The sequence below is a fragment of the Amycolatopsis sp. NPDC004747 genome, from assembly GCF_053601335.1.
This window is the reverse complement of sequence record NZ_JBSGBQ010000048.1, coordinates 1-24,255: the sequence shown is the minus strand read 5'-3', so window position 1 is coordinate 24,255 and position 24,255 is coordinate 1. Positions and strand designations below refer to the sequence as shown.

23 protein-coding genes are annotated in these 24,255 nt (G+C 72.8%); 13 read left to right on the top strand and 10 right to left on the bottom strand.

The annotated features are described in order from the left end of the window. Positions 1–92: 92 nt before the first annotated feature. Positions 93–1,988 (bottom strand): molecular chaperone HtpG, encoded by a 1,896-nt coding sequence (htpG, locus tag ACWEGE_RS43350; protein WP_449666344.1) that lies wholly within the window; start codon positions 1,986–1,988, stop codon positions 93–95. Positions 1,989–2,144: 156 nt separating this feature from the next. On the opposite strand from htpG, the gene ACWEGE_RS43345 reads away from it, so the two are divergent. The 4 genes from ACWEGE_RS43345 (at position 2,145) to ACWEGE_RS43330 (ending at position 5,423) form a co-directional block, all read left to right on the top strand. Continuing rightward, on the top strand, positions 2,145–3,071 hold the full coding sequence (locus ACWEGE_RS43345; protein WP_449666343.1) for an alpha/beta hydrolase family esterase: 927 nt from the start codon (positions 2,145–2,147) through the stop codon (positions 3,069–3,071). A gap of 81 nt (positions 3,072–3,152) precedes the next feature. Then, entirely contained in the window at positions 3,153–3,614 is a 462-nt protein-coding gene (locus ACWEGE_RS43340) for an HNH endonuclease (RefSeq protein ID WP_449666342.1), read from the top strand. 96 nt (positions 3,615–3,710) lie between these two features. Continuing rightward, complete coding sequence (locus ACWEGE_RS43335) at positions 3,711–5,069, top strand: protein kinase domain-containing protein (protein ID WP_449666341.1); 1,359 nt, start codon at positions 3,711–3,713, stop codon at positions 5,067–5,069. A gap of 15 nt (positions 5,070–5,084) precedes the next feature. Then, on the top strand, positions 5,085–5,423 hold the full coding sequence (locus tag ACWEGE_RS43330) for a hypothetical protein (protein WP_449666340.1): 339 nt from the start codon (positions 5,085–5,087) through the stop codon (positions 5,421–5,423). Here the strand turns inward: ACWEGE_RS43330 and ACWEGE_RS43325 are convergent. Further along, on the bottom strand, positions 5,377–6,324 hold the full coding sequence (locus tag ACWEGE_RS43325; protein ID WP_449666339.1) for a LysR family transcriptional regulator: 948 nt from the start codon (positions 6,322–6,324) through the stop codon (positions 5,377–5,379). The genes ACWEGE_RS43330 and ACWEGE_RS43325 overlap by 47 nt on opposite strands. A gap of 53 nt (positions 6,325–6,377) precedes the next feature. On the opposite strand from ACWEGE_RS43325, the gene ACWEGE_RS43320 reads away from it, so the two are divergent. From ACWEGE_RS43320 to ACWEGE_RS43310, 3 genes are read left to right on the top strand one after another with little or no spacing between them, the layout of a single operon-like run. Beyond that, entirely contained in the window at positions 6,378–7,301 is a 924-nt protein-coding gene (locus ACWEGE_RS43320; protein WP_449666338.1) for a DMT family transporter, read from the top strand. Positions 7,302–7,330: 29 nt separating this feature from the next. Then, the gene (locus ACWEGE_RS43315) at positions 7,331–9,457 is read left to right on the top strand and encodes a hypothetical protein (protein ID WP_449666337.1); all 2,127 of its coding nucleotides are present in this window, start codon (positions 7,331–7,333) and stop codon (positions 9,455–9,457) included. A gap of 14 nt (positions 9,458–9,471) precedes the next feature. After that, complete coding sequence (locus ACWEGE_RS43310; protein ID WP_449666336.1) at positions 9,472–10,614, top strand: S53 family peptidase; 1,143 nt, start codon at positions 9,472–9,474, stop codon at positions 10,612–10,614. A gap of 52 nt (positions 10,615–10,666) precedes the next feature. Here the strand turns inward: ACWEGE_RS43310 and ACWEGE_RS43305 are convergent, their stop codons facing one another. Genes ACWEGE_RS43305 through ACWEGE_RS43295 form a run of 3 tightly spaced genes read right to left on the bottom strand, consistent with a single transcriptional unit; the run spans position 10,667 to position 12,945 of the window. After that, positions 10,667–11,311, bottom strand: a complete 645-nt coding sequence (locus ACWEGE_RS43305) for a LuxR C-terminal-related transcriptional regulator (protein ID WP_449666335.1) — start codon at positions 11,309–11,311, stop codon at positions 10,667–10,669. A gap of 4 nt (positions 11,312–11,315) precedes the next feature. Continuing rightward, on the bottom strand, positions 11,316–11,705 hold the full coding sequence (locus ACWEGE_RS43300; protein ID WP_449666334.1) for a hypothetical protein: 390 nt from the start codon (positions 11,703–11,705) through the stop codon (positions 11,316–11,318). A gap of 31 nt (positions 11,706–11,736) precedes the next feature. Continuing rightward, on the bottom strand, positions 11,737–12,945 hold the full coding sequence (locus ACWEGE_RS43295) for a cytochrome P450 (protein ID WP_449666333.1): 1,209 nt from the start codon (positions 12,943–12,945) through the stop codon (positions 11,737–11,739). A 218-nt stretch (positions 12,946–13,163) separates the two neighbouring features. On the opposite strand from ACWEGE_RS43295, the gene ACWEGE_RS43290 reads away from it, so the two are divergent. Beyond that, the gene (locus ACWEGE_RS43290; RefSeq protein WP_449666332.1) at positions 13,164–13,628 is read left to right on the top strand and encodes a hypothetical protein; all 465 of its coding nucleotides are present in this window, start codon (positions 13,164–13,166) and stop codon (positions 13,626–13,628) included. A 203-nt stretch (positions 13,629–13,831) separates the two neighbouring features. Further along, a complete protein-coding gene (locus ACWEGE_RS43285; RefSeq protein WP_449666331.1) occupies positions 13,832–15,475 on the top strand; it encodes a beta-1,3-glucanase family protein in 1,644 nt (547 codons plus the stop codon). Here the strand turns inward: ACWEGE_RS43285 and ACWEGE_RS43280 are convergent. The 3 genes from ACWEGE_RS43280 to ACWEGE_RS43270 all read right to left on the bottom strand — a co-directional run bounded on the left by ACWEGE_RS43280 (position 15,465) and on the right by ACWEGE_RS43270 (position 17,992). Beyond that, the gene (locus ACWEGE_RS43280; RefSeq protein ID WP_449666330.1) at positions 15,465–16,361 is read right to left on the bottom strand and encodes an NADP-dependent oxidoreductase; all 897 of its coding nucleotides are present in this window, start codon (positions 16,359–16,361) and stop codon (positions 15,465–15,467) included. The two genes, ACWEGE_RS43285 and ACWEGE_RS43280, sit on opposite strands and share 11 nt — an antisense overlap. 61 nt (positions 16,362–16,422) lie before the next feature. After that, a complete protein-coding gene (locus tag ACWEGE_RS43275) occupies positions 16,423–17,277 on the bottom strand; it encodes an MmyB family transcriptional regulator (protein WP_449666329.1) in 855 nt (284 codons plus the stop codon). Positions 17,278–17,479: 202 nt separating this feature from the next. After that, complete coding sequence (locus tag ACWEGE_RS43270; protein WP_449666328.1) at positions 17,480–17,992, bottom strand: lytic polysaccharide monooxygenase auxiliary activity family 9 protein; 513 nt, start codon at positions 17,990–17,992, stop codon at positions 17,480–17,482. Positions 17,993–18,265: 273 nt separating this feature from the next. Here ACWEGE_RS43270 and lexA point away from each other — a divergent pair, with 273 nt between their 5' ends. Then, positions 18,266–18,919 carry a transcriptional repressor LexA gene (lexA, locus tag ACWEGE_RS43265; RefSeq protein WP_449666327.1) on the top strand — a complete coding sequence of 218 codons (654 nt, stop codon included), beginning with the start codon at positions 18,266–18,268 and terminating at the stop codon, positions 18,917–18,919. 1 nt (position 18,920) lies between these two features. Here the strand turns inward: lexA and ACWEGE_RS43260 are convergent, their stop codons facing one another. Then, on the bottom strand, positions 18,921–20,123 hold the full coding sequence (locus tag ACWEGE_RS43260; RefSeq protein WP_449666326.1) for a cytochrome P450: 1,203 nt from the start codon (positions 20,121–20,123) through the stop codon (positions 18,921–18,923). A 97-nt stretch (positions 20,124–20,220) separates the two neighbouring features. On the opposite strand from ACWEGE_RS43260, the gene ACWEGE_RS43255 reads away from it, so the two are divergent. After that, the gene (locus ACWEGE_RS43255; RefSeq protein ID WP_449666325.1) at positions 20,221–21,666 is read left to right on the top strand and encodes an MFS transporter; all 1,446 of its coding nucleotides are present in this window, start codon (positions 20,221–20,223) and stop codon (positions 21,664–21,666) included. 112 nt (positions 21,667–21,778) lie between these two features. Continuing rightward, positions 21,779–22,540 carry an SDR family NAD(P)-dependent oxidoreductase gene (locus tag ACWEGE_RS43250; RefSeq protein WP_449666324.1) on the top strand — a complete coding sequence of 254 codons (762 nt, stop codon included), beginning with the start codon at positions 21,779–21,781 and terminating at the stop codon, positions 22,538–22,540. A gap of 85 nt (positions 22,541–22,625) precedes the next feature. Here the strand turns inward: ACWEGE_RS43250 and ACWEGE_RS43245 are convergent, their stop codons facing one another. Then, positions 22,626–23,384 (bottom strand): class I SAM-dependent methyltransferase, encoded by a 759-nt coding sequence (locus ACWEGE_RS43245; RefSeq protein WP_449666323.1) that lies wholly within the window; start codon positions 23,382–23,384, stop codon positions 22,626–22,628. 94 nt (positions 23,385–23,478) lie between these two features. On the opposite strand from ACWEGE_RS43245, the gene ACWEGE_RS43240 reads away from it, so the two are divergent. Further along, positions 23,479–24,075 (top strand): TetR/AcrR family transcriptional regulator, encoded by a 597-nt coding sequence (locus ACWEGE_RS43240; RefSeq protein ID WP_449666322.1) that lies wholly within the window; start codon positions 23,479–23,481, stop codon positions 24,073–24,075. Positions 24,076–24,255 lie beyond the last annotated feature (180 nt).

Here is a 24,255-nt window from a genome sequence, read left to right as displayed (position 1 = left end):
ATCTCGCGTGATCGGAGCCGGAACCGGCGAGTTCCGGCCCCGATCACGCGAGTCACGGGCTCAATCACGCGAGTTACGAGCCCGGTCACTTCTCAGAGGGTCTTCTCCAGGCGGCCGGCGAGCAGCTTGATGAACCGCGACGGGTCGGCCAGTTCGCCGCCCTCCGCCAGGAGGGCCATGCCGTAGAGGAGCTCGGCCGTCTCGGCCAGGCCCTCGTCCTCCGGGCGGGCGGCGTGCGCCTCGCGCAGCCCGGTGACCAGCGCGTGCTCCGGGTTGAGCTCGAGGATGCGCTTGATCGGCGGCAGCTCCTGCCCCATCGCGCGGTACATCTTCTCCAGCGTCGGGGTCAGGTCGTGGGTGTCGCCGACGATGCAGGCCGGCGACGTCGTCAGCCGCGACGACAGGCGCACCTCCTTGACCGTCTCGCCCAGGGCCGTGCCCATCCAGGTCAGCAGGCTCTCGAAGTCCTTGTTCCGCTGCTCGCGGGCGACCTCGGTGGCCTTCTTGTCCTCTTCCGACTCGAGGTCGACCTGGCCCTTGGCGATCGACTGGAACTGCTTGCCGTCGAAGCCCGGCACCGCGTCGACCCACATCTCGTCGATCGGGTCGGTCAGCACCAGCACCTCGAAGCCCTTGGCGCGGAACGCCTCCATGTGCGGCGAGTTCTCGATCGCGGAGCGCGACTCGCCGGTCATGAAGTAGATGTGCTCCTGGCCCTCCTTCATTCGCGAGACGTAGTCGCGCAGCGACGTCGGCTTCTCCGCGTCGTGCGTCGAGGCGAACGACGAGATCTCGAGGATGGCTTCGCGGTTCTCGAAGTCGTCGAGCAGGCCCTCCTTGACCGCCCGGCCGAACTCGCGCCAGAACGTGGCGTACTTCTCGGCGTCGGCGGTCATCATCGTCTTGACCGTCGACAGGACCTTCTTCACCAGGCGGCGGCGGATCAGCTGGATCTGCCTGTCCTGCTGCAGGATCTCCCGCGAGACGTTGAGCGAGAGGTCCTGCGCGTCGACCACGCCCTTGACGAACCGCAGGTACTCGGGGACGAGCGACTCGCAGTCGTCCATGATGAAGACGCGCTTGACGTAGAGCTGCACGCCGCGCTTGCGCTCGCGCAGGAACAGGTCCATCGGCGCGTGCGAGGGCAGGAACAGCAGCGCCTGGTACTCGAAGGTCCCCTCGGCCTGCAGCCGGATCGTTTCCAGGGGGTCCTGCCAGTCGTGGCTGACGTGCTTGTAGAACTCGTGGTACTCGTCCTCGGTGACCTCGCTCGACGAGCGCGCCCAGAGCGCCTTCATCGAGTTGACGGTCTCGGCCTCCGCCTCCTCGCCGTCACCCTTCATCCGGATGGGCCAGGTGATGAAGTCGGAGTACTTCTTGACGATCTCGCGGATCTTCGCCGCGGACGTGTAGTCGTAGAGGTGGTCCTCGGTGTCCTCGGGCTTGAGGTGCAGCGTGACCGCGGTGCCCTGCGGCGCGTCCTCGACCGGCTGGATCGTGTACGTGCCTTCGCCGGTCGACTCCCAGCGGACGCCCTCGGCGCCGCCCGCGCGGCGCGTCACGAGGGTGACCTTGTCCGCGACCATGAAGCTCGCGTAGAACCCGACGCCGAACTGCCCGATCAGGTCCTGCGAGGCCGCCGCGTCCTTCGCCTCCTTGAGCTTGGTCAGGAAGTCGGCCGTGCCGGACTTGGCGATCGTCCCGATCAGGGCGACGACCTCTTCGCGGGTCATGCCGATGCCGTTGTCGCGCACCGTCAGGGTCCGCGCCTCCGGATCGGTCTCGATCGCGATGTGCAGGTCGGCGGTGTCCGCCTCGAGGTCCTTGTCGCGGTACGACTCCAGCCGCAGCTTGTCGAGGGCGTCGGAGGCGTTGGACACGAGCTCCCGCAGGAACGTGTCCTTGTTCGAATAGATCGAATGGATCATCAGCTGGAGCAGCTGACGCGCTTCCGACTGGAACTCCAGCGTCTCGATCGGGGCAGTCACTTCCATCCCTTTCCGCGTGTCCGAAGGCCGACGTTGGGTCGATCCTACCGAGCGGGTTCGACAGTGCGTGACCGCGCACTTTATGAACGCAATCTGGGACGGGCGCGCTCCCGGTGTGAAGCTGGCCACGCCCCGCTGTCGATCAAGGAGGATCGAGTGCCCGGACGCCTGCCTCGCTGGACCGCCGTCTTCGCGGCGGTCTGTGCCCTGACCACCGCCTTCGCCGCGCCCGCCGCCGCGGCCGGCGTCACCGGCCACCCCGTCCGCACCACCGGCTGCGGGCGCGCGCCCGGCTTCCCGGCCGGGGTGACGACCACCCGGTACGTCACCTCGGGCGGCCTCGACCGCGAATACACCGTCCACCTGCCCGCGCAGTACGACCCGCACCGGCCGTACCCGCTGGTCCTCTCCTTCCACGGGCACAAGCGGACGTCGCAGTACCAAGAGGAGCTGTCCGGCTTTTCGGCGCTCGAGGCGATCGCGGTCTACCCTCAGGGCCTGATCGGCACCGACGGCGAGTCCGCCTGGACCGGCGCACCCTATTCGGCCGCCGCGGACGACGTGCTCTTCACCGGGGACCTGCTGACCGCGCTGCAGCGCACCCTGTGCGTCGACAACCGGCGGATCTACGCGGCGGGCAAGTCCAACGGCGGCGGGTTCGTCGGCGTGCTCGCCTGCCGCCTGCCCGGCCGCATCGCCGCGTTCGCCCCGGTGTCCGGCGCGTTCTACCCGCAGGGCGGCGCCTGCCACCCGAGCCGATCGGTGCCGATCCTCGACTTCCACGGCACCGCCGACACGACCATCCCCTACGACGGCAACCCGGCGAAGGGCCTGCCCGCGATCCCGGACTGGCTGGCCGCGTGGTCCACAAGGGACGGTTGCCGTCCGGACCCGGTGTCGTGGACGCCGGTGGCGGGCGTCGTCGCGCAGAAGTGGCTCGGCTGCGCCCTCGAGCACTACCGCGTCGAAGGGGCCGGGCACGTCTGGCCCAGCACCCGGCCCAACAACGACTCCGCGACGCCGACGGTCATCGACGCCACCCCGGTCATCTGGCGGTTCTTCCGCAGCCATCCGCTGCGGTGAAACACGATTGACGCAGGTCAAGCCGCTCGGCGACGATGTTGCGCACAAGTTTTCCGGATTTCACGAAGGAAAAGGTGCGCCGTGAAGGTACTCGTCCTCAACGCCGGCTACGAGCCGCTGCAGACCGTTTCGGTCCCGCACGCGATCCGCATGCTGGTCCGCCACGTCGCCGAGATCCACGAGGCCGAGGAGGGTCTCGCGTACGGCCTGTTCCCGCGCCCGAAGATCGTGCGGTTGCTGCGGTACGTCGTCATGAAGTGGCGATATACGCAGCCGCCGCGCTGGTCACGGCGCGGCGTGCTGGTCCGTGACGGCCACCGCTGCGCCTACTGCGGGCAGCGCGCCACCACGATCGACCACGTGACGCCGCTGAGCCGCGGCGGCGCCCGGACCGACTGGCTCAACACGGTCGCCGCGTGCGGCGGCACGGCCCGCAGCTGCAACGCCCGCAAGGCGGACAAGCTGCCGGCCGAGGCCGGGATGAAGCTGCGGTTCACGCCGTACGTCCCGGCGTGGGACCAGCTGCACCGGCCCGGGGCCTGAGCCCGGCCTGTCCGTCGCGCGGCGGCGGGCAGGCCGTTAGGCTCGAACCGATCGCCGCCCGCATCCGTGTGCTCTGGGGAAAGCCGGGGAGGTCGCGTGACCGACGCAGGAGAGCTGATCGCCGGGCGCTACCGGCTGGCCGAGCGGATCGGCCAGGGCTCGATGGGTGTCATCTGGCGCGCCCGCGACGAGCGCCTCGACCGGGTCGTCGCGGTCAAGCAGCTGGACTACGACGCCGCCCTCGGGCCGGCCGCGAGCGCCCAGGCGAGCGAGCGCGCCCTGCGCGAAGCGCGGCTGACCGCCCGCCTGCGCCACCCGCACGCCATCACGGTGCACGACGTCGTCGAGGCGCCCGGCGGGCCCTACCTGGTGATGGAGTACCTGCCTTCGCGCAGCCTGGCGGAAGTCCTGCTCGACCGGGAGACCCTGCCCGCCGAGGAGGTGGCGCGCATCGGCGCGCCGATCGCGTCCGCGCTCGCGGCCGCGCACGCCGAAGGTGTCGTGCACCGCGACGTCACCCCCGGCAACGTCCTGCTCGCCGAGTCCGGCGTGGTGAAGATCGCCGACTTCGGCATCTCGCGGGCCACCGGCGAAGGCACCGTGACCGGCGGCGGCTTCATCGCGGGCACCCCGGCCTACCTGGCCCCGGAAGTCGCGGGCGGGCGCGAAGCCGGCTTCCCGTCCGACGTCTTTTCCCTGGGGGCGACGCTCTACCGCGCGCTCGAGGGCGCTCCGCCGTTCGGCAACGACGACAACGCGATCACGCTCCTGCTGCGCATCGGCAAGGAGGAGATCGTCCCGCCGCGCCACCGCGGGCCACTCGCCGAAGTGCTCACCCGCATGCTGCAGCGGGACCCCGAAGCGCGCCCGGCCATGGCGGAGGTCCAGGAGCTGCTCGAAGCGGTCACCGACGGCCGTCCCCTGCCGCCGCCGCGGCCGCGGCCCCGCGCCGGAACCCGGCTGCTGCGCGTCCGCCGTCCGCGGCGCCGGCTCGTCCTGGCCGCGGCCGGAGCGGTCCTGCTGGCCCTCGGGGTGGTGATCGGCACGGTGCTCGTCCCCGGCGACACGACGACCGTCGCCGTACCGGTCCCGTCCCCTCCCCCGGCTCCGGTGACCTCGAACCCGGCGCCGACGACCCCCGCCGACCTCGGCTGCGCCGCGCGTTATCAGGTGACGAACTCCTGGCCCGGCGGCTACCAGGTGGAGGTGACGGTGCGCAACGACCGGACGGCGGGCCTGTCCGGCTGGAGCGTGCGCTGGCAGCTGCCCGCCGGTCACCGCATCAGCGGCTTGTGGAACGGCACCTTCTCGGTCGATGGTTCCACGGTGACGGTCGAAAACGCCGCCTGGAACGCGAAGCTCGACGCGGACAAGACCACGACGTTCGGCCTGATCGCCCTGACGCAGAACGGAAGTGCCGACGCCCGCCCGGCGCTCACCTGCCGGACGCTCTGACCGCCGGGAGGCCCGTTGCAGTCCCACCACGTCCGGGACCGGCGCCGGTCGATCCACTTCGACGGCCGGACCGTCACCCTCAAGGTCGCCACGAAGGTGCTGGGCTTCCTCCCCGACGACAAGCCGCACCGGTTCCCGGTCGCGAAGCTCACCGACGTCAAGCACACGGAGGCGACCCGCGGGAAGCCGGGCGAAGTCGTGTTCGTGACCCCGGACGCGCCCACGGAGGTCGTGGCGAACGTGCCGATGGGCTGCGACAAGCTGCCGGGCAACACCTTCCGCTACGGGTACGGGAAGCTGGCCCGCGTCAAGGCGTTCCTGGAAGCCGTCGAGCAGGCCCGGAAGAAGAACTAGCTTCGCGCGCCGCCCGCTCCAGCCGGTCCAGTACCGCCGAGACGTCCGGCCGCCGCGCCAGTCCCGCCCGCGTCACCGCGAACACCCTGCGGGTCAACGGTTCCCGCAGCGGGTGCAGGCTGACGCCGGGCGTTCCGGCGGGCAGCGCCATGGCGGGCACCAGCGCGACACCCGCGCCGGCGGCCGCGAGCGCGACGAGGACGGCGAAGTCCGCGGACTCCGCGGCGACCTCCGGCACGAAGCCGGCCGCGCCGCAGGCCCGCTGGATCATCGCGTGGCAGGAGAGGTCGGCCGTCGGCACCAGCCACGGCCGGCCCGCGAACGCGGCCAGGTCCACCGGTTCGCCGTCGGCCGGCCCCGGCGAGGCCGGGTCGCGCGCCAGCAGCACCGGGTCGTCGAGCAGGGCCCGCTCGGCGAACCGCGGCGGGATTTCCCGCGGCAGGAGCGAATAGCTGTGCACGACCGCCACGTCGACGTCCTGACGGCGCAGTGACTCGAGCGCGACGTCGGGTTCCTGCTCGACCAGGCGCAGGGACACCGGTCCGGCCCAGGCGCGCGGCAGGAGCTGCCGGGCCGCGGAGGCGAAGGCCGCGACGCGGACCGTGCCGGTGCCGCCGTTCCCGGCCGCCGCGGCCAGCGCCGACTCCGCGGCGGCGAGGTCGTCGAGGATCACCTCGGCGTGCGAGAGCAGCAGCCGTCCGGCGGGGGTGAAGGCGAGCGTGCGGCCCCGCTTCTCCAGCAGCGGGACGCCGGCCTCGCGTTCGAGCGCGGCCAGGTGCTGCGAAACGGCGGGGCCGGTCAGGTGCAGGGCCGCGGCCGTCGCGGCCACGGTCCGGTGCTGGGCGAGCCCGTGCAGGACCCGCAGGCGACGCAGCTCCAACATGAAGTCCGGCTTTCCCATCGGGCAAGAAAGAGTAACTGGTACTTCGGCATCGTACCGCCGACGATGGACTGGTGAAGCTCAAAGCGACCGCAGCATTGGCCGTCACCGTCGTCCTGTGGGCGTCGGCGTTCCCCGCGATCAAGGTGGGCCTGGACGGCTACGGCGTCGCCGGGTTGTCGTTCGCCCGGCTCGCGGTGGCGTCGGCCGTGCTGCTGCTCGCCGCCCCCGTGCTGGGCGTGCGCCGCCCGCGCCGCGCGGACCTGCCGGCGATCGCGGGCTGCGGGCTGGCCGGGATGAGCGCGTACCAGCTGCTGCTCAACTGGGGTGAGGTGCACGTGCCGGCGGGCACGGCGAGCCTGCTGGTCTCGGTGGCGCCGGTGTTCAGCGCGCTGCTCGCGGCCGCGTTCCTGGGCGAGCGGCTCACCGCGGCGAAGCTGCTGGGCAGCGCGGTGGCGCTCGGCGGCAGCGCGCTCATCGCCACCGGCGGCGGCCTGGGCTACTCGGGCGCGGCGTGGGTCGTGCTGGCCGCGGCCGCGGTCCAGGCGGTCTACCACCTCGGCAGCAAGCCGTTGCTGCGGCACTACACCGGGCTCGAGGTCGCCTGTTACGCGATGTGGGCCGGGACGCTGTTCCTCGCGCCGCTCGCGCCCGACGCCGTACACGCCTTCGCGACGGCGCCGCCGGAAGCGACACTGGCCGTGGTGTTCCTCGGTGCGTTCCCGTCGGCGGCCGGGTTCGTCGCCTGGGGGTACGCGGTGGCCCGGCACTCGCTCACGGTCGCGACGGCCGCCCTCTACCTCGTTCCCGCGGTGGCGCTCGCGGTGGCCTTCGCCTGGCTCGGCGAGAGGCCGACCTGGGTGGACCTCGCGGGCGGCGCGCTCAGCGTCGCCGGAGTCGTCCTGATCAACGCCACTGTCCGTCGTTGGGCCGGTCAGGGTAATTCGCGGAAGATCGAGAACCCGGCTCAACGGCGGGGACCGCTGGCTCGTCGGTAGTGGTGATCAACCACCACACGGAGGTGCCAGTGCGAAGAAGATTTTCGGTACTCGCGGTCCTGCTCGCCGGTTCGGCGGGGCTCACCGGGCTCGCCCCGCCGACGGCGGTGGCCGCCGAGCCGCCCTCGACCGTCACCCTGCCCACCGGCGACCGGGTGACCGTCCGGACCGCCCCGGACGGCCGGGACACCTTCGAAGTCCGGCCCGCCGCCGAAAAGGGGATGGCGCGGGCGCTGGTGCACCTGCGCCTCGGCGGCCGGGACTACGAGGTGCCCGGCACCGCGCTGCCCTACCTCGGGCGCGGGCTCGACCTGAGCCTGTTCGACGTCAAGGCGCTGCTGGCGGGCGCGAAATCCCCGGTGGACCCGGCGACCTTCGGGGCCGCGCTGGCGAAGCAGTTCAAGGAGGACACCGCCCGCGGCCGGTTCGGCGGCCAGGGGTTGTTCGCCGACGGGGTCCGGTACGCCCTGCCGGGCGCGCCGTCGCGGCGGGCCGTCCGGCCGCGGTCGGTGATGCGGACGGTGTCCGTCGACGCCACCGACATCGCCGGCCGGCCCGCCGACACCGGCATCGCGTTCCTCTACAACACCGACGACGGCGACACCCTCGCCCCGGACGAGAACTTCAACTACTTCTTCGGCGGCACGGCCAAGTTCAGCGTGCCGGACGGCCACTACAGCGCGCTCGGCGTGTTCTGGACGACCGACGCCGACGGCAACCCGACCGAGCTGCGGTTCAGCGCGCAGCCGGAGCTGACGGTGACCGCCGACGCCACCGTCCGCGTCGACGCGAAACGGGCGTCCAGCAAGCTGACCTGGGTGACCCCGCGCCCGGCGCTGCTGGACGACACCGGCTTCCTGTTCCGCCGGGCCGCCAAGACCGGGCCGGCACTGCTGGTCGACTTCGACGCCGGGCCCGGCGTGCCGATTTCGGTGTCACCCACGAGCACCCCGGTGCGCACCGGCGCGCTGCAGACCTACCCGTACAGCAGGCTCGTGTCCCCGCCCGGGCCCGGCACGCCGTACGAATACGTGCTGCAGAAGGCGAGCACCGGGGTGATCCCGCAGCAGCGGTACGTGATCACGGCGAAGGACGTCGCCGCGGTCGACGCCACCTATTTCAGCGAGTACTCCTCGCTCGGCCTGCGCCAGCGCAGCGGGATGTTCTCGTTCGAGGACGTCAGCGGCCGGCCGTCGCACCCGATCGAGCTGCCCCGCAAGCAGACCGAGTACGTCTCGGCCGCGCCGGACCTGGCGTGGTTCGGGGGGATGTCGAAGTACGTCCAGCCCGGGCCGTTCCCCGGCTGGGCGGGCGGCCAGCACGAGGCGTTCCACACCTACCGGGGCGGCTCGTCGGTCACCGAGGACTGGAACCGCTTCCCGCTGCACCCGGCGGGTGGGGTGGCGCTGCCCGCCGACCCCACGGTCTACACGCTGCCGGCGGCGACGCGGGCCGGTGACCTGCTGCGGTTCTCGATCACGCCGTTCAGCGACAACCAGCCGGGCCACCTGGGCTTCGGCTACTACGGCGAGCCGCGGGACACCGTCACCGGGCACTACCGGCTCACCCAGGACGGCACCACCATCGCCGAGGGCACCCCGTCGGGTGGTTACGAGGCCGCCTTCGCGGCGGAGGCCGGTGCGGGGCCGTCGACGCTGGGGCTCACGGTCGACGCCGGGCGCACCGGACCGATGTACCACCAGAGCACCGCGAGCCACACGGAGTGGACGTGGCCGTCGCGGCACGTCGAAGGCGCGACGCTGCCGCCGGCGTTGTACTGCGCCCGCGGGGGCGACGGGCCGGACCGGAACTGCGCGGTCGAGCCGCTGCTGACGCTGCAGTACGCCGTCGGCGGGCTGCGGCCGGACGGGTCGACGGCGTCCGGCCCGCAGGGCCTCGACCTCACGGTCGGGCACCTGCAGCAGAGCACCGGTTCGCCGGTGACGGCCGCAACCGTGCAGTACTCGACCAACGGCACGACCTGGCAGGACGCGACCGTCACCGCCCGCGGCGACGGCGTCTTCCACGCGGGCTTCGCCGCGACCACGGAGACCTTCCGCGGCATCGACGTCTCCCTGCGCGTCACGGCGGCCGACGCCGCCGGGGCGACGATCGCCGAAACGATCACCGCCGCCTACCACGTCTACGCGTCATGAGGGGACTGTCCACAGTGAACAGAAGATGGCTGGGAGTGCTGGCGGCCGCGGTTGCGGCCGCCGGCGTGGTGACGCCGGCGGCGAGTGCCGCGCCGGGGCCGCGAGCGGCGTGCCCGGAGCAGCCGGGCGTGCTGCGCTGCCTCACCACCTACACACCGGATGCGGCACGCGCCTTCGGCCCGGCCGGCTGGGGTGCCGACGACCTGGCCTCGGCCTACCGGCTGCCGGACCAGGCCGGGCCGGACGCGGTCGTCGGCATCTCGATCGCCTTCGACGCCCCGGATCTGGAGGCGGACCTGGCCGCCTACCGGGCGCAGTACGGCCTGCCGCCGTGCACGACGGCGAACGGCTGCTTCCGCAAGGTGAACCAGCAGGGCGCGGCGGCCCCGCTGCCGGAGGTGAACTTCGGCTGGGCCCTGGAGTCCACATTGGACGTCTCGATGGTGTCGGCGGCCTGCCCCTCGTGCCGGATCCTGGTCGTGGAGGGCAACTCGCCCGGGTTCGCCGACCTCGCGGAGACCGAGGACACCGCGGTGCGCCTGGGTGCGAAGGTCGTGTCGAACAGCTACGGCGCCCGGGAAGGCGGGGCACCGCTGGCGTACGCGAGCCACTACCGGCACCCGGGTGTGACGGTGGTGGCCTCCTCCGGCGACAGCGGTTTCACGGCGGCGAGCTACCCGGCGGTCCTGACCTCGACGGTCGCGGTCGGCGGGACGTCGCTGGCCCGTGACCCGGACTCCCCGCGCGGCTGGGCGGAGCAGGCCTGGACCTACGGCGGCAGCGGCTGTTCGGCCTACGTCGCGAAACCGGCGTGGCAGAAGGACACCCACTGCGGCAAGCGAACCGTCGCGGACGTGGCGGCGGCGGCCGAGGACATCGCGATCCACTACGCCGAGGCTGGCGGCTGGCTCCCGGCCGGCGGCACGAGCGCATCGGCGCCCTTCGTCGCGGGCCTGATCGGCCGGTCCGGGCACGCGGGCGCCGTTCAGCCGGCGGACTTGTACGCGAACGCCGGGTCGTTCACCGACGTAACCACGGGGAACAACGACCCGGCGGGCGCGGGCAAGAAGTGCGGCGGCGACTACCTGTGCGTGGCGGGCCCCGGCTACGACGCCCCGACGGGAGCCGGCGTGCCGAACGGCCTCGCGGGCTTCTGAGCGCCTGACCCGACCGGCTCTTTCCCGGCGTCCGACGTCGGGAAAGAGCCGGTCACGGGCCGCCCGGGCGGCACAGCCCGCGCTCGTAGGCCAGCAACCCCGCACCCGTCCGGTGCGCGCACCCCAGCTTCCGCACCATCCTGGCCACGTGCTCCCGCACGACCGGCTCCGGCAGTTCCAGCCGCTGCGCGATCTCCGCGTTCGTCAGCGCCGCACCCACCGCCACCAGCACCTCGGTCTCCACGGCCGAGAGCCGGTCCACCGCCGCCATCCGTTCGTCGCGGGGGCCGGACAGCCGGCTCGACGCCGACACCAGCCTGCGGGAGGCGTCCGGGGACAGCACCAGGTGGCCGTCCGCGGCCAGGCGCACCACCTTGACCAGGTCCCGCGGGCGGGCCGACCGCAGGAGGAACCCCGCCGCGCCGTCGCGGAGGGCACGCAGGATGCGCGCGTCCGAGTCGAACGTCACCAGCGCCACCACCGCCGGGCGGCGGGGGAACTCCTCCGGCGGGCTCAGGCGCAGGTCCAGCAGCAGCACGTCCGGCAACCGGCGGCGGAGGGTGACCCGGGCCGCCGCCGCGTCCCCGGCCGCGCCGACGAGCTCGATGCCGTCCGCCTCGTCGAGGGCCGTGCTCAGCCGGCCCCGCACCGCCGGGTCGCGATCGGCCACCAGGACCCGGACCGGCGGCGGGAGCACCGCGTCAGTCCTTCGGCCGCAGGCGGATCAGCGGCAGGTCGGTCTTCGACGCCCCGACCAGGTCCCGGCCGCCCGGGCCGCGCAGCCGCACCTCACGGAACCGCACCGACGACAGCTGCGCGGCTTCGATCGGGTAGACGTCGCCGTAGCGCTTGATCTTGTCCACCAGCTCCTTGCCGAGCAGCTCGACGAGCCCGGCGTGCCGGGTCGCGCCGCCGCCCAGCGGCACGTCCAGCTGCTTGCGCACCTCCGGGAACCGCTGGTCCAGCTCGACGGCCAGCTGGTGGATCGTGACGTAGGCGCGGCCGAACTCCTCGGCGTCCGGACCCGGCGGGATCTCCTCCAGCACCTTGATGAGCTTGGCGTCCATCCCGAGCTTGTCCCACAACGTCACGTCTTTTCCTCCGCTCCCGACCGCCGTTGGTCTACCAGAGGACCGGCACTCGGTCCACTCCCCCGGTGACACGGTTGGCCCGGATCCGGAGTTCATCGACGCCGACGGCCAGGCGCAGCCCCGGGAACCGCCGGAACAGCGACCCGAACACGACCCGCAGCTCGGTGCGCGCCAGGCTGGCGCCGATGCAGAACCAGCCACCGTAGGCGAAGGAGACGTGCGAATTCGGCTTGCGCTCCGGATCGAACGTCTCCGCGGCGGGGAACACGGTTTCGTCGCGGTTGGCCGCGGCGATCGACAGGACGAGCGCGTCGCCCCGCGCGATCCGCACGCCGCCGAGCTCGACGTCCTCGTGGGCGTACCGCAGCACGCCGAGCCCGCTCGGGGCGGCCATCCGCAGGATCTCCTCGACGACGCCGTGCACCCGGTTTTCGGGGTCGGCGGCCAGCGCGTCCCGGCGGGCGAGGTCGGTGAGCAGGTAGAGGACGCCGAGGTCGATCCGGTTGGCCGTCGTTTCGTGGCCGGCGAACAACAGGCCGGCCGCGAGCCGGGCGAGGTCGTCGTCGCCCAAGGTCGGATCGGCGGCCTGCGCGCGCACCATGTCCGAGACGACGTCCTGGCCGGGAGCGCGGCGTTTGGCGGCGGCGAGCCGGCTCATGTACGCGGCGAACTCGTCGAGAGCGGCGTCCGAGCCGGTGCCGATGTCCATCCGGCTCATCCGGTCCGACAGCCTCCGGAAGAGCTCGCGGTCCTCGTACGGGACGCCGAGCAGCTCGCAGATCACCAGCACCGGAAGCGGGAACGAAAGGTGTTCGTGCAGGTCGACCGGCTCGCCGCCGCGGGCGGCGCGTTCCATGGCGGCGAAGCAGCCGTCGGCGAGCTCCTGGATGTGCCCGGCGAGCCGGCGGATCCGGTTGGCGGAGAAGGCGGGCACGAGCAGCCGCCGCATCCGCTCGTGCTGCACGTGCTCGGTCTCGTGGTCGCCTTGCGGACGGCTGAGGAAAACGGCGTCCGACAGCAGCGACGCCTCTTCCGGCGCCGGGTGCGACCGCCCGAACCGCGGATCGGTGAAGGCGGCGCGAACCTGGTCGAACCCGGTCACCAGCCAGGCCGGGTCCCCGGCCGGCGTGGTCACCGCCACCACCGGGCCCCGGCGGCGCAGCACCTCGAACAGCGGTGCGATTTCCAGGACGTTCGGCCGGTCGAACGGCAGGCGCGGGGTGTCCGTGCCGACGGTCATGGGTTTCTCCTCCCGGGTGCGCGGCCGATTCGTGCGCGGACGCGAGCGGGCCGGTCACCGGCCGCTCCCCCGGTCCCCCCGCGATCCACGGTACTCACGAACCGGGCCGCCGGGCCCGCACCGGCGGTTCTCCGCCCGATCGGGCGAGCACCGGCCGTGCAACCGGGCGGCCGGGTGGTTCCGTCCTCGTGGCAATGGAACCGAAGGAGGCGTCTGGCATGCGCAGGCTGTCCGTTGTCCCGGCCGTGGTCTTCGTCGTGGGCGCCGTCGTTTCGGGAGCCGTCGCGTGCGGCGCCAACGCACGGCCCGCGTCGACGTCGGCGCTGTGCTCCGCGTCCTACGAACCCCGGGAACTCGTCGTGAGCGGGCCGCTGTACCCGCCCCTGCCCACCGCCTCCGAAACCGCCGCCGCCGGAGCCCGCACCACCGACGTCGCCGCGATCAAGAAGGTCGCCGCCACGGCGTGCGAGCTGCCGGAACCACCGTCGGACCTCGCCTGCACCGCCGACATGGGGCCCAGCTTCGAGCTCCGGTTCGTCGACGCACGGGGCCGGGCGACGACCCTGACCGCCGCCGCGTTCGGCTGCCGGTTCGTCGACGGGCTGGGGACCCCGCGGGTCGGCGGGACGCCGCTCTGGACGGCCCTCGCCGCCGCCGGGCTCCCCGCCCCGCGCGACCACTGAGCGCACCGTCCACATCGGACGCCCACCGGACCACCGCGATCGGTGGTCCGGGCCACAAAGGGCAGTGTGGAGGGCCGTCCGTACCCGAGCGGGTCCGCGGGACATTGACCTCGGCGCAACGCGTACCTACCGTCCGGTCACCGTTCCCGGTGGACGCGGGGCCCGCCGGCCCCGCGGAAGCCGCCCGCCTTCGAGGAGGTGCCATGCTGTCGAGGCGTACCTTCGTCACCGCCGGCCTGGTCGCCGCCGCGGCGAGCACGCCGCTGTGGTCCGCCGTCACCGCGCCGAAAGCCCGCGCCGCGGCGGCCTTGCCGTTGACGCTGAAGAACAATTCCGGCAGCGGCACGGTCTACGCCTACATCAGCGGCGCGGACACCGCGGGCCGTCCCGGTTTCGTCACCGCCGACGGCCGGTTCCAGCCGCTGGCCAACCCGTCCGCGCCGGTGACGCCGATCCCGGACTACGCGATCCCGCTCGGTGGCCCGGGTTCCCAGGTCACGGTGCCGCTGACCGACTACCTCATCGGCGGCCGGGTGTGGTTCTCGGTCGACCGGAAGATCCAGTTCTTCGTCAACCCCGGGCCGGGTCTGGTGCAGCCGGGGTTCGCGAGCGCGGACCCGAACTGGCAGACGAACTGGACCTTCTGCGAGTTCACCTACAACAGCGCGAACCTCTACGCGAACATCAGCTACGTCGACATGGTGGCGCTGCCGGTGTCGATGGCCACCACGGGCGCGGCGGGCGCGCAGTCGGTCAGCCCGCTGCCCGACGGTGCCCTCGGCGGTATCGCCGACGGCCTGCGCGCGCAGCACAACGCCGACGGCGCGCCGTGGGACCGGCTGGTCGTCACCGACTCCTCCGGCAAGGTGGTGCGGGTGCTCGCGCCGGGCCACTCCCCCGTCGACTTCGGCGGCTACTGGACCAACTACCTCAACGCCGTCTGGGACCACTACCGGTCGACGCCGCTGACGATCAACGGCCAGGGCGGCATCGGCTCCTACACCGGCACGGTCAGCGGGGACGCGATCGTGTTCGCCGGCCTGAACACCAACGGCGTGCCGTTCACCAAGCCGAGCGCGGCGGACATCTTCGGCTGCGCGAGCGGGCCGCTGTACAACTCCGGCAGCGACGCCCGCGGCGCGGTCGCCGCCCGGCTGGCCGCCGCGCTGAACCGCAGCAGCCTGCTGGTGGCCGGCGGGAACAACCAGCCCGACGGCGTCGCGCCTTCGCAGTACTACCGGGACGCCACCACCAACCACTACGCCCGCTTGGTGCACCAGTACGCGTCGATCGGCTACGCCTTCCCGTACGACGACGTGGGCCCGACCGGCGCCCAGCCCGTCGACGGCCACCTCCAGGACCCGGCCCCGACGTCCTGGACGGTTTCGCTCGGGCCGGGCGCGGGCGGCGGCACGACCCCGCCCGGCTCCGGCGGCACGAGCGCGTACGCCACGATCCAGGCGGAGGCCTACAACGCCCAGAACGGCACCCAGAACGAGTCGTGCGCCGACACCGGCGGCGGGGTGGACGTCGGCTGGATCGCCGACGGCGACTGGCTGAAGTACGCCCGCGTCGACTTCGGGGCGAGCTCGCCGAACCAGTTCGTCGCGCGCCTCGCCTCGGGCGCGGCCGCCGGGGTCAGCGGCGCCATCCGGGCCCGCCTGGACAGCGTGACGGGCCCGGTGATCGCCGAAATCGACTTCGCGAACAACGGCGGCTGGCAGCAGTGGCAGACCGTGCCCGCCAACATCGTCGCCCCGGCCACCGGCGTGCACGACCTCTACCTGACCTTCTCCGGGGGCTCGGCGGACTTCGTCAACGTCAACTGGTTCACCTTCACCCGTTAGCGGCCGCTACGACGACGATCACCTTGCCGTGCACGCCGCCCTCGGCGGCCCGGGCGTGCACGGCGGGCAGTTCGGGCAGCGGCACCCGCTCGGCGACGTCGATCCGCAGCTCGCCGCGGTCGGCCGAGGCGACCAGCCGGGCCAGCTGATCGGCGTCGCTGCGGACGAACAGGTCGATGCCGCGGACGCCGCGCTCCTCGTCGCCCGGCGCGGGCATCCACACCGTCGTGTTGACCAGGACCCCGCCCGGGCGGATCAGCGGCACCAGCGCCGCCAGCTGCTCCGGGGTGACCGGGGCGAGGTTCAGCACCAGGTCGACCGGCTCCGGCACCACCGCCGACACGTCGGCGGTGGTGCGGTCGACGGCGATCACGCCGGCACCGGCGTTTTCGGCCAGCTGCACCGCATACCCGCCGACCGCTCCCCGGGCGCCGTTGACGAGCACCCGCTGCCCGGCGGTCACCTTGCCGTGGTCGAACAACGCCTGGTACGCGGTGAGGCCGACCAGCGGCAGCGCGGCCGCGTCGGCCAGCGGGACGGTCTTCGGCGCCGGTGTCAGCACCTCGGCCGGCGCGAGCACGTACTCGGCGGCCGCGCCGGGCTTGTCCATCGGCAGGAAGCCGATCACCTCGGTGCCGACCTCGAAGGCCGTTACCCCGGCACCCAGCTCGTCGACCACGCCGGCGACGTCGATGCCGGGCGTGTGGGGCAGCACCACCGGGATCGGGCCCTGCATGAAGCCGCCGCGGATGGTGCCGTCGACCGGGTTGAACGACGTCGCGGCGACCCGGATCCGGACCTGCCCGGCACCGGGGACGGGCAGCTCCACGTCCTCGTGGCGCAGGACACCGGGGTCGCCGTACTCGTGGAACCGCACTGCCTTCATCGGGTTCGCTCGCTTTCGTCCGTGATCCACTTCGCCACCAGGATCGCGGCCGCGCGCCCGATCAGCCTGGGCCGGTTTGGCCCACCTCGACGACGGAAGGCCGGCCCGACGCGCTGACGACCTCGCCGAGCCGCGCCGCGTCGGGCGAGCCCGGTGCCGCCGTGAGCACCACCGCCATCAGGTCGTCCCCCGGGACGTCGAGCAAAGCGCCGTCGAGGGTGATGGAGCCGCCGTCCGGATGCCGGAACACCGCGCGGTTCTCGTACGCGGCCACCGGTTCCGGAGCGCGCCACAGGGTGTCGAACGGCCGGCTCGTGCTCCGCAGCTCGTCGACGAGCTCGGCGAGGGCGGGGTCCGCGGGGTAACGCAGGGAGGTGTCCCGCAGCCGGGCGGCGAGCATGGCCCGGAACCCGGCCGCGCGCTCGTCGGTCCGGCTGATCCCGCGGGGCGCGTCGCGGAACGTGCGCCAGGCGACGTTCCAGTCCCGGTCGTGCCCGGTCGGCCCGCCGGCCTGCAGCGCGAACCACGCGCTGTTGACGGCCACGACGTTCCACGCCGCGTCGGTCAGGAACGCCGGGGTGCCGCCGAACCGCTCCAGCAGCCGCAGCGCCGCCGGCCCGGCCTCGCGCGGCACCTGCCCGTCCACCGGGGCGTACCCGGCCAGGGCGCAGAGCCGCTCGTAGTCGGCCCGCCCGAGCCGCAGCGCACCGGCGAGGGCGGTCACCACGCCGGCCGACGGGTGCCGCCGCCCCTGCTCCAGCCGCCGGATGTAGTCGGCGGACACCCCGGCCAGCTCGGCGAGCTCCTCCCGCCGCAACCCGCGGGTCCGCCGCCGCCCGCCCGGCAGCCCGGCCGAGGCGGGATCGGTGTTTTCGCGCAGCCGGCGCACCGCGGCACCGAGATCGTGCAAGGCCATGCCCCCAGGATCCCGGCCCGCGGCCGCCCTCACCACCCGCCTCGAACTCGTGTCGCCCCTCAGATCACGCGAGATGCCCCCTCAATCACGCGAGATCCCCCTCCGATCACACGAGATCCGCCTCCGGTCACGCGAGTTGCGCGTACCGGACCCGGCGAACTCGCGTGACCGGAGGGCCGGTGGCCACAATGGACTCCGCGGCTCAGCTCACCTGCAGGTCGATGCAGGCGTAGAACGCGTTCGCCGTGTCCGCGATGTTCCACACCGCCAGCACCGTCTGCCGGCCCGTGCGGTTGCCCAGGTTCACCTGGTGCGCGACCGTCGACGGCGGCTGCTGGTTGTTGCCGCTCACTTCCGCGATCTTCTGGCCGCCGACGAAGTACTGGTAGTTCGACGTGCGGTGGCGGGCGGTGAAGGTCCAGTTGAAGGTCACCGTGCGGCCGACCGACGCGGCCCGCCAGCCCTTGCCGTTGTCGTTGAGCTCGGCGAAGCGGGCCACCCCGCCGTTGCAGGACTGCAGGCCCTTCGGCCCTTCGACGCTCTGGGGTTCGTACTGGATCGCCCCGCACGACACGACGTGCTGGGCGCACTGCGCCTGCCGGCTGGCCGGCGAGCTGACGTAGCCGTGCGCGCTCGCGATCCCGGCGGGGTTGAGCACCACCAGCACCGGGGCGAGGAGAGCACCCACGGCGGCCGCGACCAGTTTGCGGTTCATAGCAGCTCCTTCGGGGACAGGCTCGCCTCCCGCCGCCGGGCACGGCGAAGCCGCGGCCCCGGCCTCCACGGGAGGTCCGCCGCGACGGGAAGGGTTACGAGCGAAGGAAATTGTGGTCTAGACCATACGTCGAACGGTTACCCAGGTCAACGGCTGGCAAAGTAAAGAATGGTGTTGGTAAGGCGCCAACTGTCACCCGGTGTTCCGTTGAGCGGGACCGCGACGGCCGGACCGGCAGGAAGCGGCGGGGCGCGTGCCTCTAGGATCACGCCGGTGACCACCTACGACGACACGTTCGAGCACCTCGACCCTTCGGCCCTGCCGGAGCGGCAGCAGCGGATCCTGGTGGCGATCCGCGACTGGGTGGTCCAGCACGGCTACTCCCCCAGCACGCGCGAAATCGGCGAGGCCGTCGGCCTGCAGTCGACGTCGTCGGTCTCGAAGCACCTGGCGAGCCTCGAAGACAAGGGTTTCCTGCGCCGCGGGGCCACGGTGTCGCGGCCGATCGACGTGCGCGCGTTCCTCACCGGCTCCGCGACGGCCGAAGACGGCGACTCGGTGCCGGTGCCCGTGGTCGGCGACATCGCCGCCGGCACGCCGATCTCGGCGGTCGAGCACACCGACGACGTCCTCAAGCTGCCCCGCGACCTCACCGGCCGCGGCACGGTGTTCGGCCTGCGCGTCCGCGGCGACTCGATGATCGACGCGGCCATCTGCGACGGCGACATCGTCGTGGTCAAGCAGCAGTCCGAGGCCCACTCGGGCCAGATCGTCGCCGCGATGATCGACGAAGAGGCCACGGTCAAGGTCTACCGCCGCCGCGACGGCCACGTGTACCTCGAGCCCCGCAACCCGGCCTACGACGTCATCGACGGCGACCGCGCGGTGATCCTGGGCGCGGTCGTTTCGGTGCTGCGCAGCGTCTGACTCACCAGGTGACCGGCAGCTCGTACACGCCGTACACCGACCCGTCGTGCTTGAACGGGATCTCCCCGAGCCCGGCGGCCGGCGCCAGCGTCGGGATCCGCCGGTACAGCGTGCGGTAGACGACCTGCAGCTCCAGCCGGGCCAGCGGCTGGCCGAGGCACTGGTGGACGCCGAAGCCGAAGGCCACGTGGCGGTGCGCGTCGCGGGTCAGGTCCAGCCGGTCGCCGTCCGGGAAGACCTCCGGGTCGCGGTTGGCGAGGTCGTTCGCCAGGATCAGGCCCTCGCCCGCGCGGATCGTCCCGCCGGCGATTTCGATGTCCTCCAGCGCGACGCGCCGGCGGCCGTTGTGCGTGATGTTCAAGTAGCGCAACAGCTCTTCGACCGCCGACGCGACCAGCGCCGGGTCGTCGCTCTCGCGCAGCAGCGCCAGCTGGTCCGGGTGCTCCAGCAGGGCCAGGGTGCCGAGCGCGATCATGTTCGCCGTCGTCTCGTGGCCGGCGATGAGCAGCAGGACGCCCATCTGCGCCGCTTCGGCCCGGGTCAGCTCGCCCGCCGCGACCCGGGCGGCGAGTCCGGACAGCAGGTCGCCGGCCGGATTCTCGAGTTTCACCCCCACCAGCCGGTCGAGGTAGCCGATCAGCGCCTGGTGCCCGGCCGCCCGCTCCTCGGGCTTCGCGTCGCGGCGGACGATGACCTTGCTGTTCTCCTGGAAGAAGCCGTGGTCGGCGTACGGGACGCCGAGCAGCTCGCAGATCACCAGTGACGGCACCGGCAGCGCGAACGCCTCGACGAGGTCCACCGGCTTCGGGCCGGCCAGCAGCTCGTCGATCAGGTCGTCGACGATCCGCTGCACGGCCGGGCGCAGCGCGGCGACCCGGCGGATCGTGAACGGCGCCGTCACCATCTTGCGCAGCCGCGCGTGCTCCGGGTTGTCCATCAGGATGAAGCCGATCCCGGTGCCGCCCTCCGGCAGCGGCGCGGGGCTCGGGTACCCGGGCCGGGTGGCGTCGGCGCTGACCCGGGGATCCACCAGCAGCGCCCGCTGGTCGGCGTAGCGGGTCACCAGCCACGGCGTGCTGCCGTCCCACAGCCGGACGCGGGCGAGCGGGGCCGCCTCCTGCAGCGCGCGGGCGGCCGGCGGCGGGTCGAAGGGGCAGCCCGCGGCCCGGGGCATCGGGAACTCGGGGATCTCGGTGGTCGTCATCTTTCCTCCGCGGTGGCCGTCGGTCGGTCGGCAGTCAACCGGAGGCTGCTACGCTAAGTCAAGCGACTGATTTAATCACCGTTTCGGAGGACTGCTCGTGCCCGATCCGTCCGGAGCCGCCGGGGAGGCGTCACCGCGCGCGAACCTCGTCGTCGCGGTCCTCGCCCTCGCGGGCATCACCGTCTCGCTGATGCAGACGCTGGTCATCCCGCTGATCCCGGCCCTGCCGGGGCTCCTGCACGCCTCCGCGGCCGACGCCACCTGGGCGATCACCGCCACCCTGCTCGCGGGCGCGGTCGCGACGCCGACCATGGGCCGACTCGGCGACATGTACGGGAAACGGCGGATGCTGCTCGTCAGCCTCGGCGCGCTCGTCGTGGGCTCGACCATCGGCGCGCTCTCCGACAGCCTCGTGCCGATGGTCGCCGGGCGGACCCTGCAGGGCCTCGCCGCGGGCGTCATCCCGCTCGGGATCAGCATCATGCGCGACGAGCTGCCCGCCGAACGGCTCGGCTCCGCCACGGCGCTGATGAGCGCGTCGCTTGGCGTCGGCGGCGCGCTCGGTCTGCCCGCGGCCGCGCTGCTGGCCGAGAACGCCGACTGGCACGCGCTCTTCTGGACCGCGGCCGGGCTCGGCGTGGTCGTCACGGCGCTGGTCGTCGCGCTCGTGCCGGAGTCGCCGGTCCGCACCGGCGGCCGGTTCGACGTACCGGGCGCGGCCGGCCTGTCGGTCGCGCTGGTGTGCCTGCTGCTGGCCATCTCGAAGGGCGCCGACTGGGGCTGGGGCAGCGCGGCGACGCTGGGCCTGTTCGCGGCCGCCGTGGTCGTCCTGCTGCTGTGGGGCCGCTGGGAGCTGCGGACCGCGCGGCCGCTGGTGGACCTGCGGACGACCGCGCGGCGCCAGGTGCTGCTGACCAACATCGCCTCCGCGGTGTTCGGCTTCGCGATGTTCGCGATGTCGCTGGTCCTGCCCCAGCTGCTGCAGCTGCCGGCGGCCACCGGGTACGGCCTCGGGAAGTCGATGCTGGCGGTGGGCCTGGTGATGGCGCCGTCCGGGCTGGTGATGATGGCGCTGGCCCCGGTGTCCGCACGCATCTCGGCCACCCGCGGCCCGAAGACGACGCTGATGCTCGGCGCGGTGGTCGTCGCCGCCGGGTACGCGCTCGGCATCGTGCTGATGAGCGCGATCTGGCACCTGGTGCTGATCTCGTGCGTCATCGGCGCCGGGATCGGGCTCGCCTACGGCGCGATGCCGTCGCTCGTGATGGGTGCGGTGCCGGTGTCGGAAACGGCGGCCGCCAACAGCCTCAACACGCTGATGCGGTCGATCGGCACGTCGGTCTCCAGCGCCACGGCCGGGCTGGTCCTCGCCCGGCTGACGATCTCCTTCGGCCCGGCCACCCTGCCGTCGCAGAACGGGTTCCGCCTGGTGCTGGGCACGGGATCGGCCGCGGCGCTGATCGCGCTGGCCGTCGCCGCGTTCCTGCCCCGCCGGTCGCCGACGGCGTCGCGGCCCGAACCCGCGCTCGCGGCCGGCCGCTGACCGGCGCCGGCCGGGCGGGTGCGCGCACGGTGCGCGGCCGGTCAGCGCCGGGCGGAAACCTTCGGTCAGCGCCGGGCCACGACGGCCCGGCACCGACCTTGGGGAGCCGGACATGACGAGCAGGAACGCCTTGGTGACGGGAGCTTCGCGGGGCATCGGCCGGGCGGTGGCCCTGCGGCTGGCCGCGGACGGCGCGGTGGTCGCGGTGCACCACGGCGGCAACGAGGTGGCGGCCAAGGAAACCGTGGCGCTGATCGAGCACGCGGGCGGCCGGGCCTTCCCCGTGGCGGCCCGGTTCGGTGCGCCGGGGGCCGTCGACCGGCTGGCCGAGGCGGTGACGTCGGCGTTCGGCGACGGCGGCCTGGACATCCTGGTCAACAACGCGGGCATCGGCTCGCACAGCCCGATCGGTGCCCTGACCGAGGACGAGCTGGACCGGCTCCTGGCGGTGAACGTGAAGACGCCGCTGCTGCTGATCCAGCGCCTCCTGCCGGTCCTGAACGACGGCGGCCGGATCGTGACGGTCGGCTCGATGGCGACCCGCATCGCGGTCCGGACGCAGCTCGGGTACACGGTGAGCAAGGCGGCGGTCGAGGCGCTGGCGCCGACGCTGGCCAACGAACTCGGCCACCGCGGGATCACGGTCAACACCGTGGCGCCCGGCCCGATCCGCACGGACATGACGGAACCCGTGCTGGCCATCCCGGAGGCGGCCGCGGGCTTGACGGCGATGACGGCGCTCGGGCGGATCGGGGAGCCGGAGGACGTGGCCGACGTCGTGGGGTTCCTGGCCGGGGCGGGTGGGCGGTGGGTCACCGGGCAGACGGTGGATGTGTCCGGCGGGACGTTCCTCGGGCCGATTGCGGCCGGGTGAAGTGGCGGGTCGGCGGTGGTGGCACGGCTCGGGAATTGTGCTTTCCCGGGTCGTGGTTTCCTTTTCGCCGACCCGAACGCCTCGGCTACTTTCGAGGTTTTTCCGCGACCACCGCCAAAGTCGAGTGTGCCAGCAGGAAACTTCCGCCGAGCGCGTCGATTGCCGCCCCCACCTCGGACAGCAGCTGCTCCAGCGTCTCCGGTGGGAGGCTTGTCAGGCCGCCTGTGGTCAGCAGGAAGTCGAGCCACTCCCGGCGCGTGTAGCTCTGCTCCCACTCGAAACGCCAGCGGGCCGGGGCGCCGAGGGCGTCCTCCTTGGCGATCGCGTCGGCGAATCCGGTGAACATCACGTCGTACATCTGCTCCGCCGACCGCGTCTCCCCGGCGAACGGTGCGTCGGGCTGCAGGCGCGTGTACGCCTCCGCGAACGCCTTCGCCACCTCTGCAGGCGGCTGGAACACGTGCGCGAACACCGCGAGCAGCCCGCCGGGCCGCAGGACCCGGGCCGCCTTGGCCGGGCCCGTTGCCGGGTCCACCCAGTGCCACGCCTGGCCGGACACCACCGCGTCGAACATTCGACCGGCCGGCTCCCAGCTCTCGAACGTCGCCACCTCGACGTCGAGGCCGCCGCGGCGGGCGAACTCGGCCATCCGTGCGTCGGGGTCCACGCCGAGCACGTGGCAGCCCGCCGCGCGGAACTGCCGCGCCTCGATCCCCGTCCCGCAGCCGACGTCGAGGATCTCGGTTCCGGGGCTCGCGGCGACGATCCGGTCCACCAGCTCGCGCGGGTACTCCGGCCGCGCCCGGTCGTAGCGTTCGGCGTCCGCTCCGAAGGATTCCGCCATCGAACGTGCTTCATGGGGTCGAGTGGGCATGCGCCCACTATAATGGGCACTCGCCCACTAGGACAACCACCGGGCGTACCGGAGAATGACCACCATGCCGACCGGAGTCCACCTGCGCGATGTGCGCAAGCAGCTGTTCGACGCGGCCCAGCGGGTTCTCCTGCGCGACGGCCCGAACGCGTTGACCAGCCGCGCGGTGACCGCCGAAGCCGACGTCGCCAAGGGTGTCCTGCACCGCTACTTCACCGACTTCGACGACTTCCTGGCCGAACTGGTCCGCGACCGCCTCGCCCGCTTGGCGGACCAGGCCGTTCTCCTGCGCGCGGCGGCGGGCACCCGCGCGGTCGCGGAAAACCTCGTCGACGCCCTGATCGAGTTCTTCGACCCGGTCACGGTGGCCCTGACGAGCCTGGTCTTCTTCCGCGACGAGCTGCGCGCCCGCGTGCGCGGGCAGGGCGGCCTCCCGATCCTGGCGGAGGCACGCGACATGCTGGCGGGCTACTTGTCGGCCGAGCGGGAACAGGGCCGCATCGCCGCGGACGCCGACACGAACTCCCTGGCCCTTTCCTTGATCGGAGCAGCCCACCTGCTCTTCGCGGGCCGCCGCCGGGAAACCCTCCCCAACACGGACGAACTGCCAAAAATGGTCCACACAGTAATGGCCGACGCACTACAGCGCCGCCTACTGTAACCAGCCAACCAGTCAGTCAGTCAGTCCAATGTAGACGAAAAACCACCCCCGCAAAGCCGCGCCCCACAGAACAACGCAACCACACGCGGGGGTCCGGGGGCTTGCCCCCGGCGGGGGTGTGGGGATCACTGGCGGCCAAAGAAAAGAAGACCGTGACGTTCCCGGTGGTCGGGATCGACA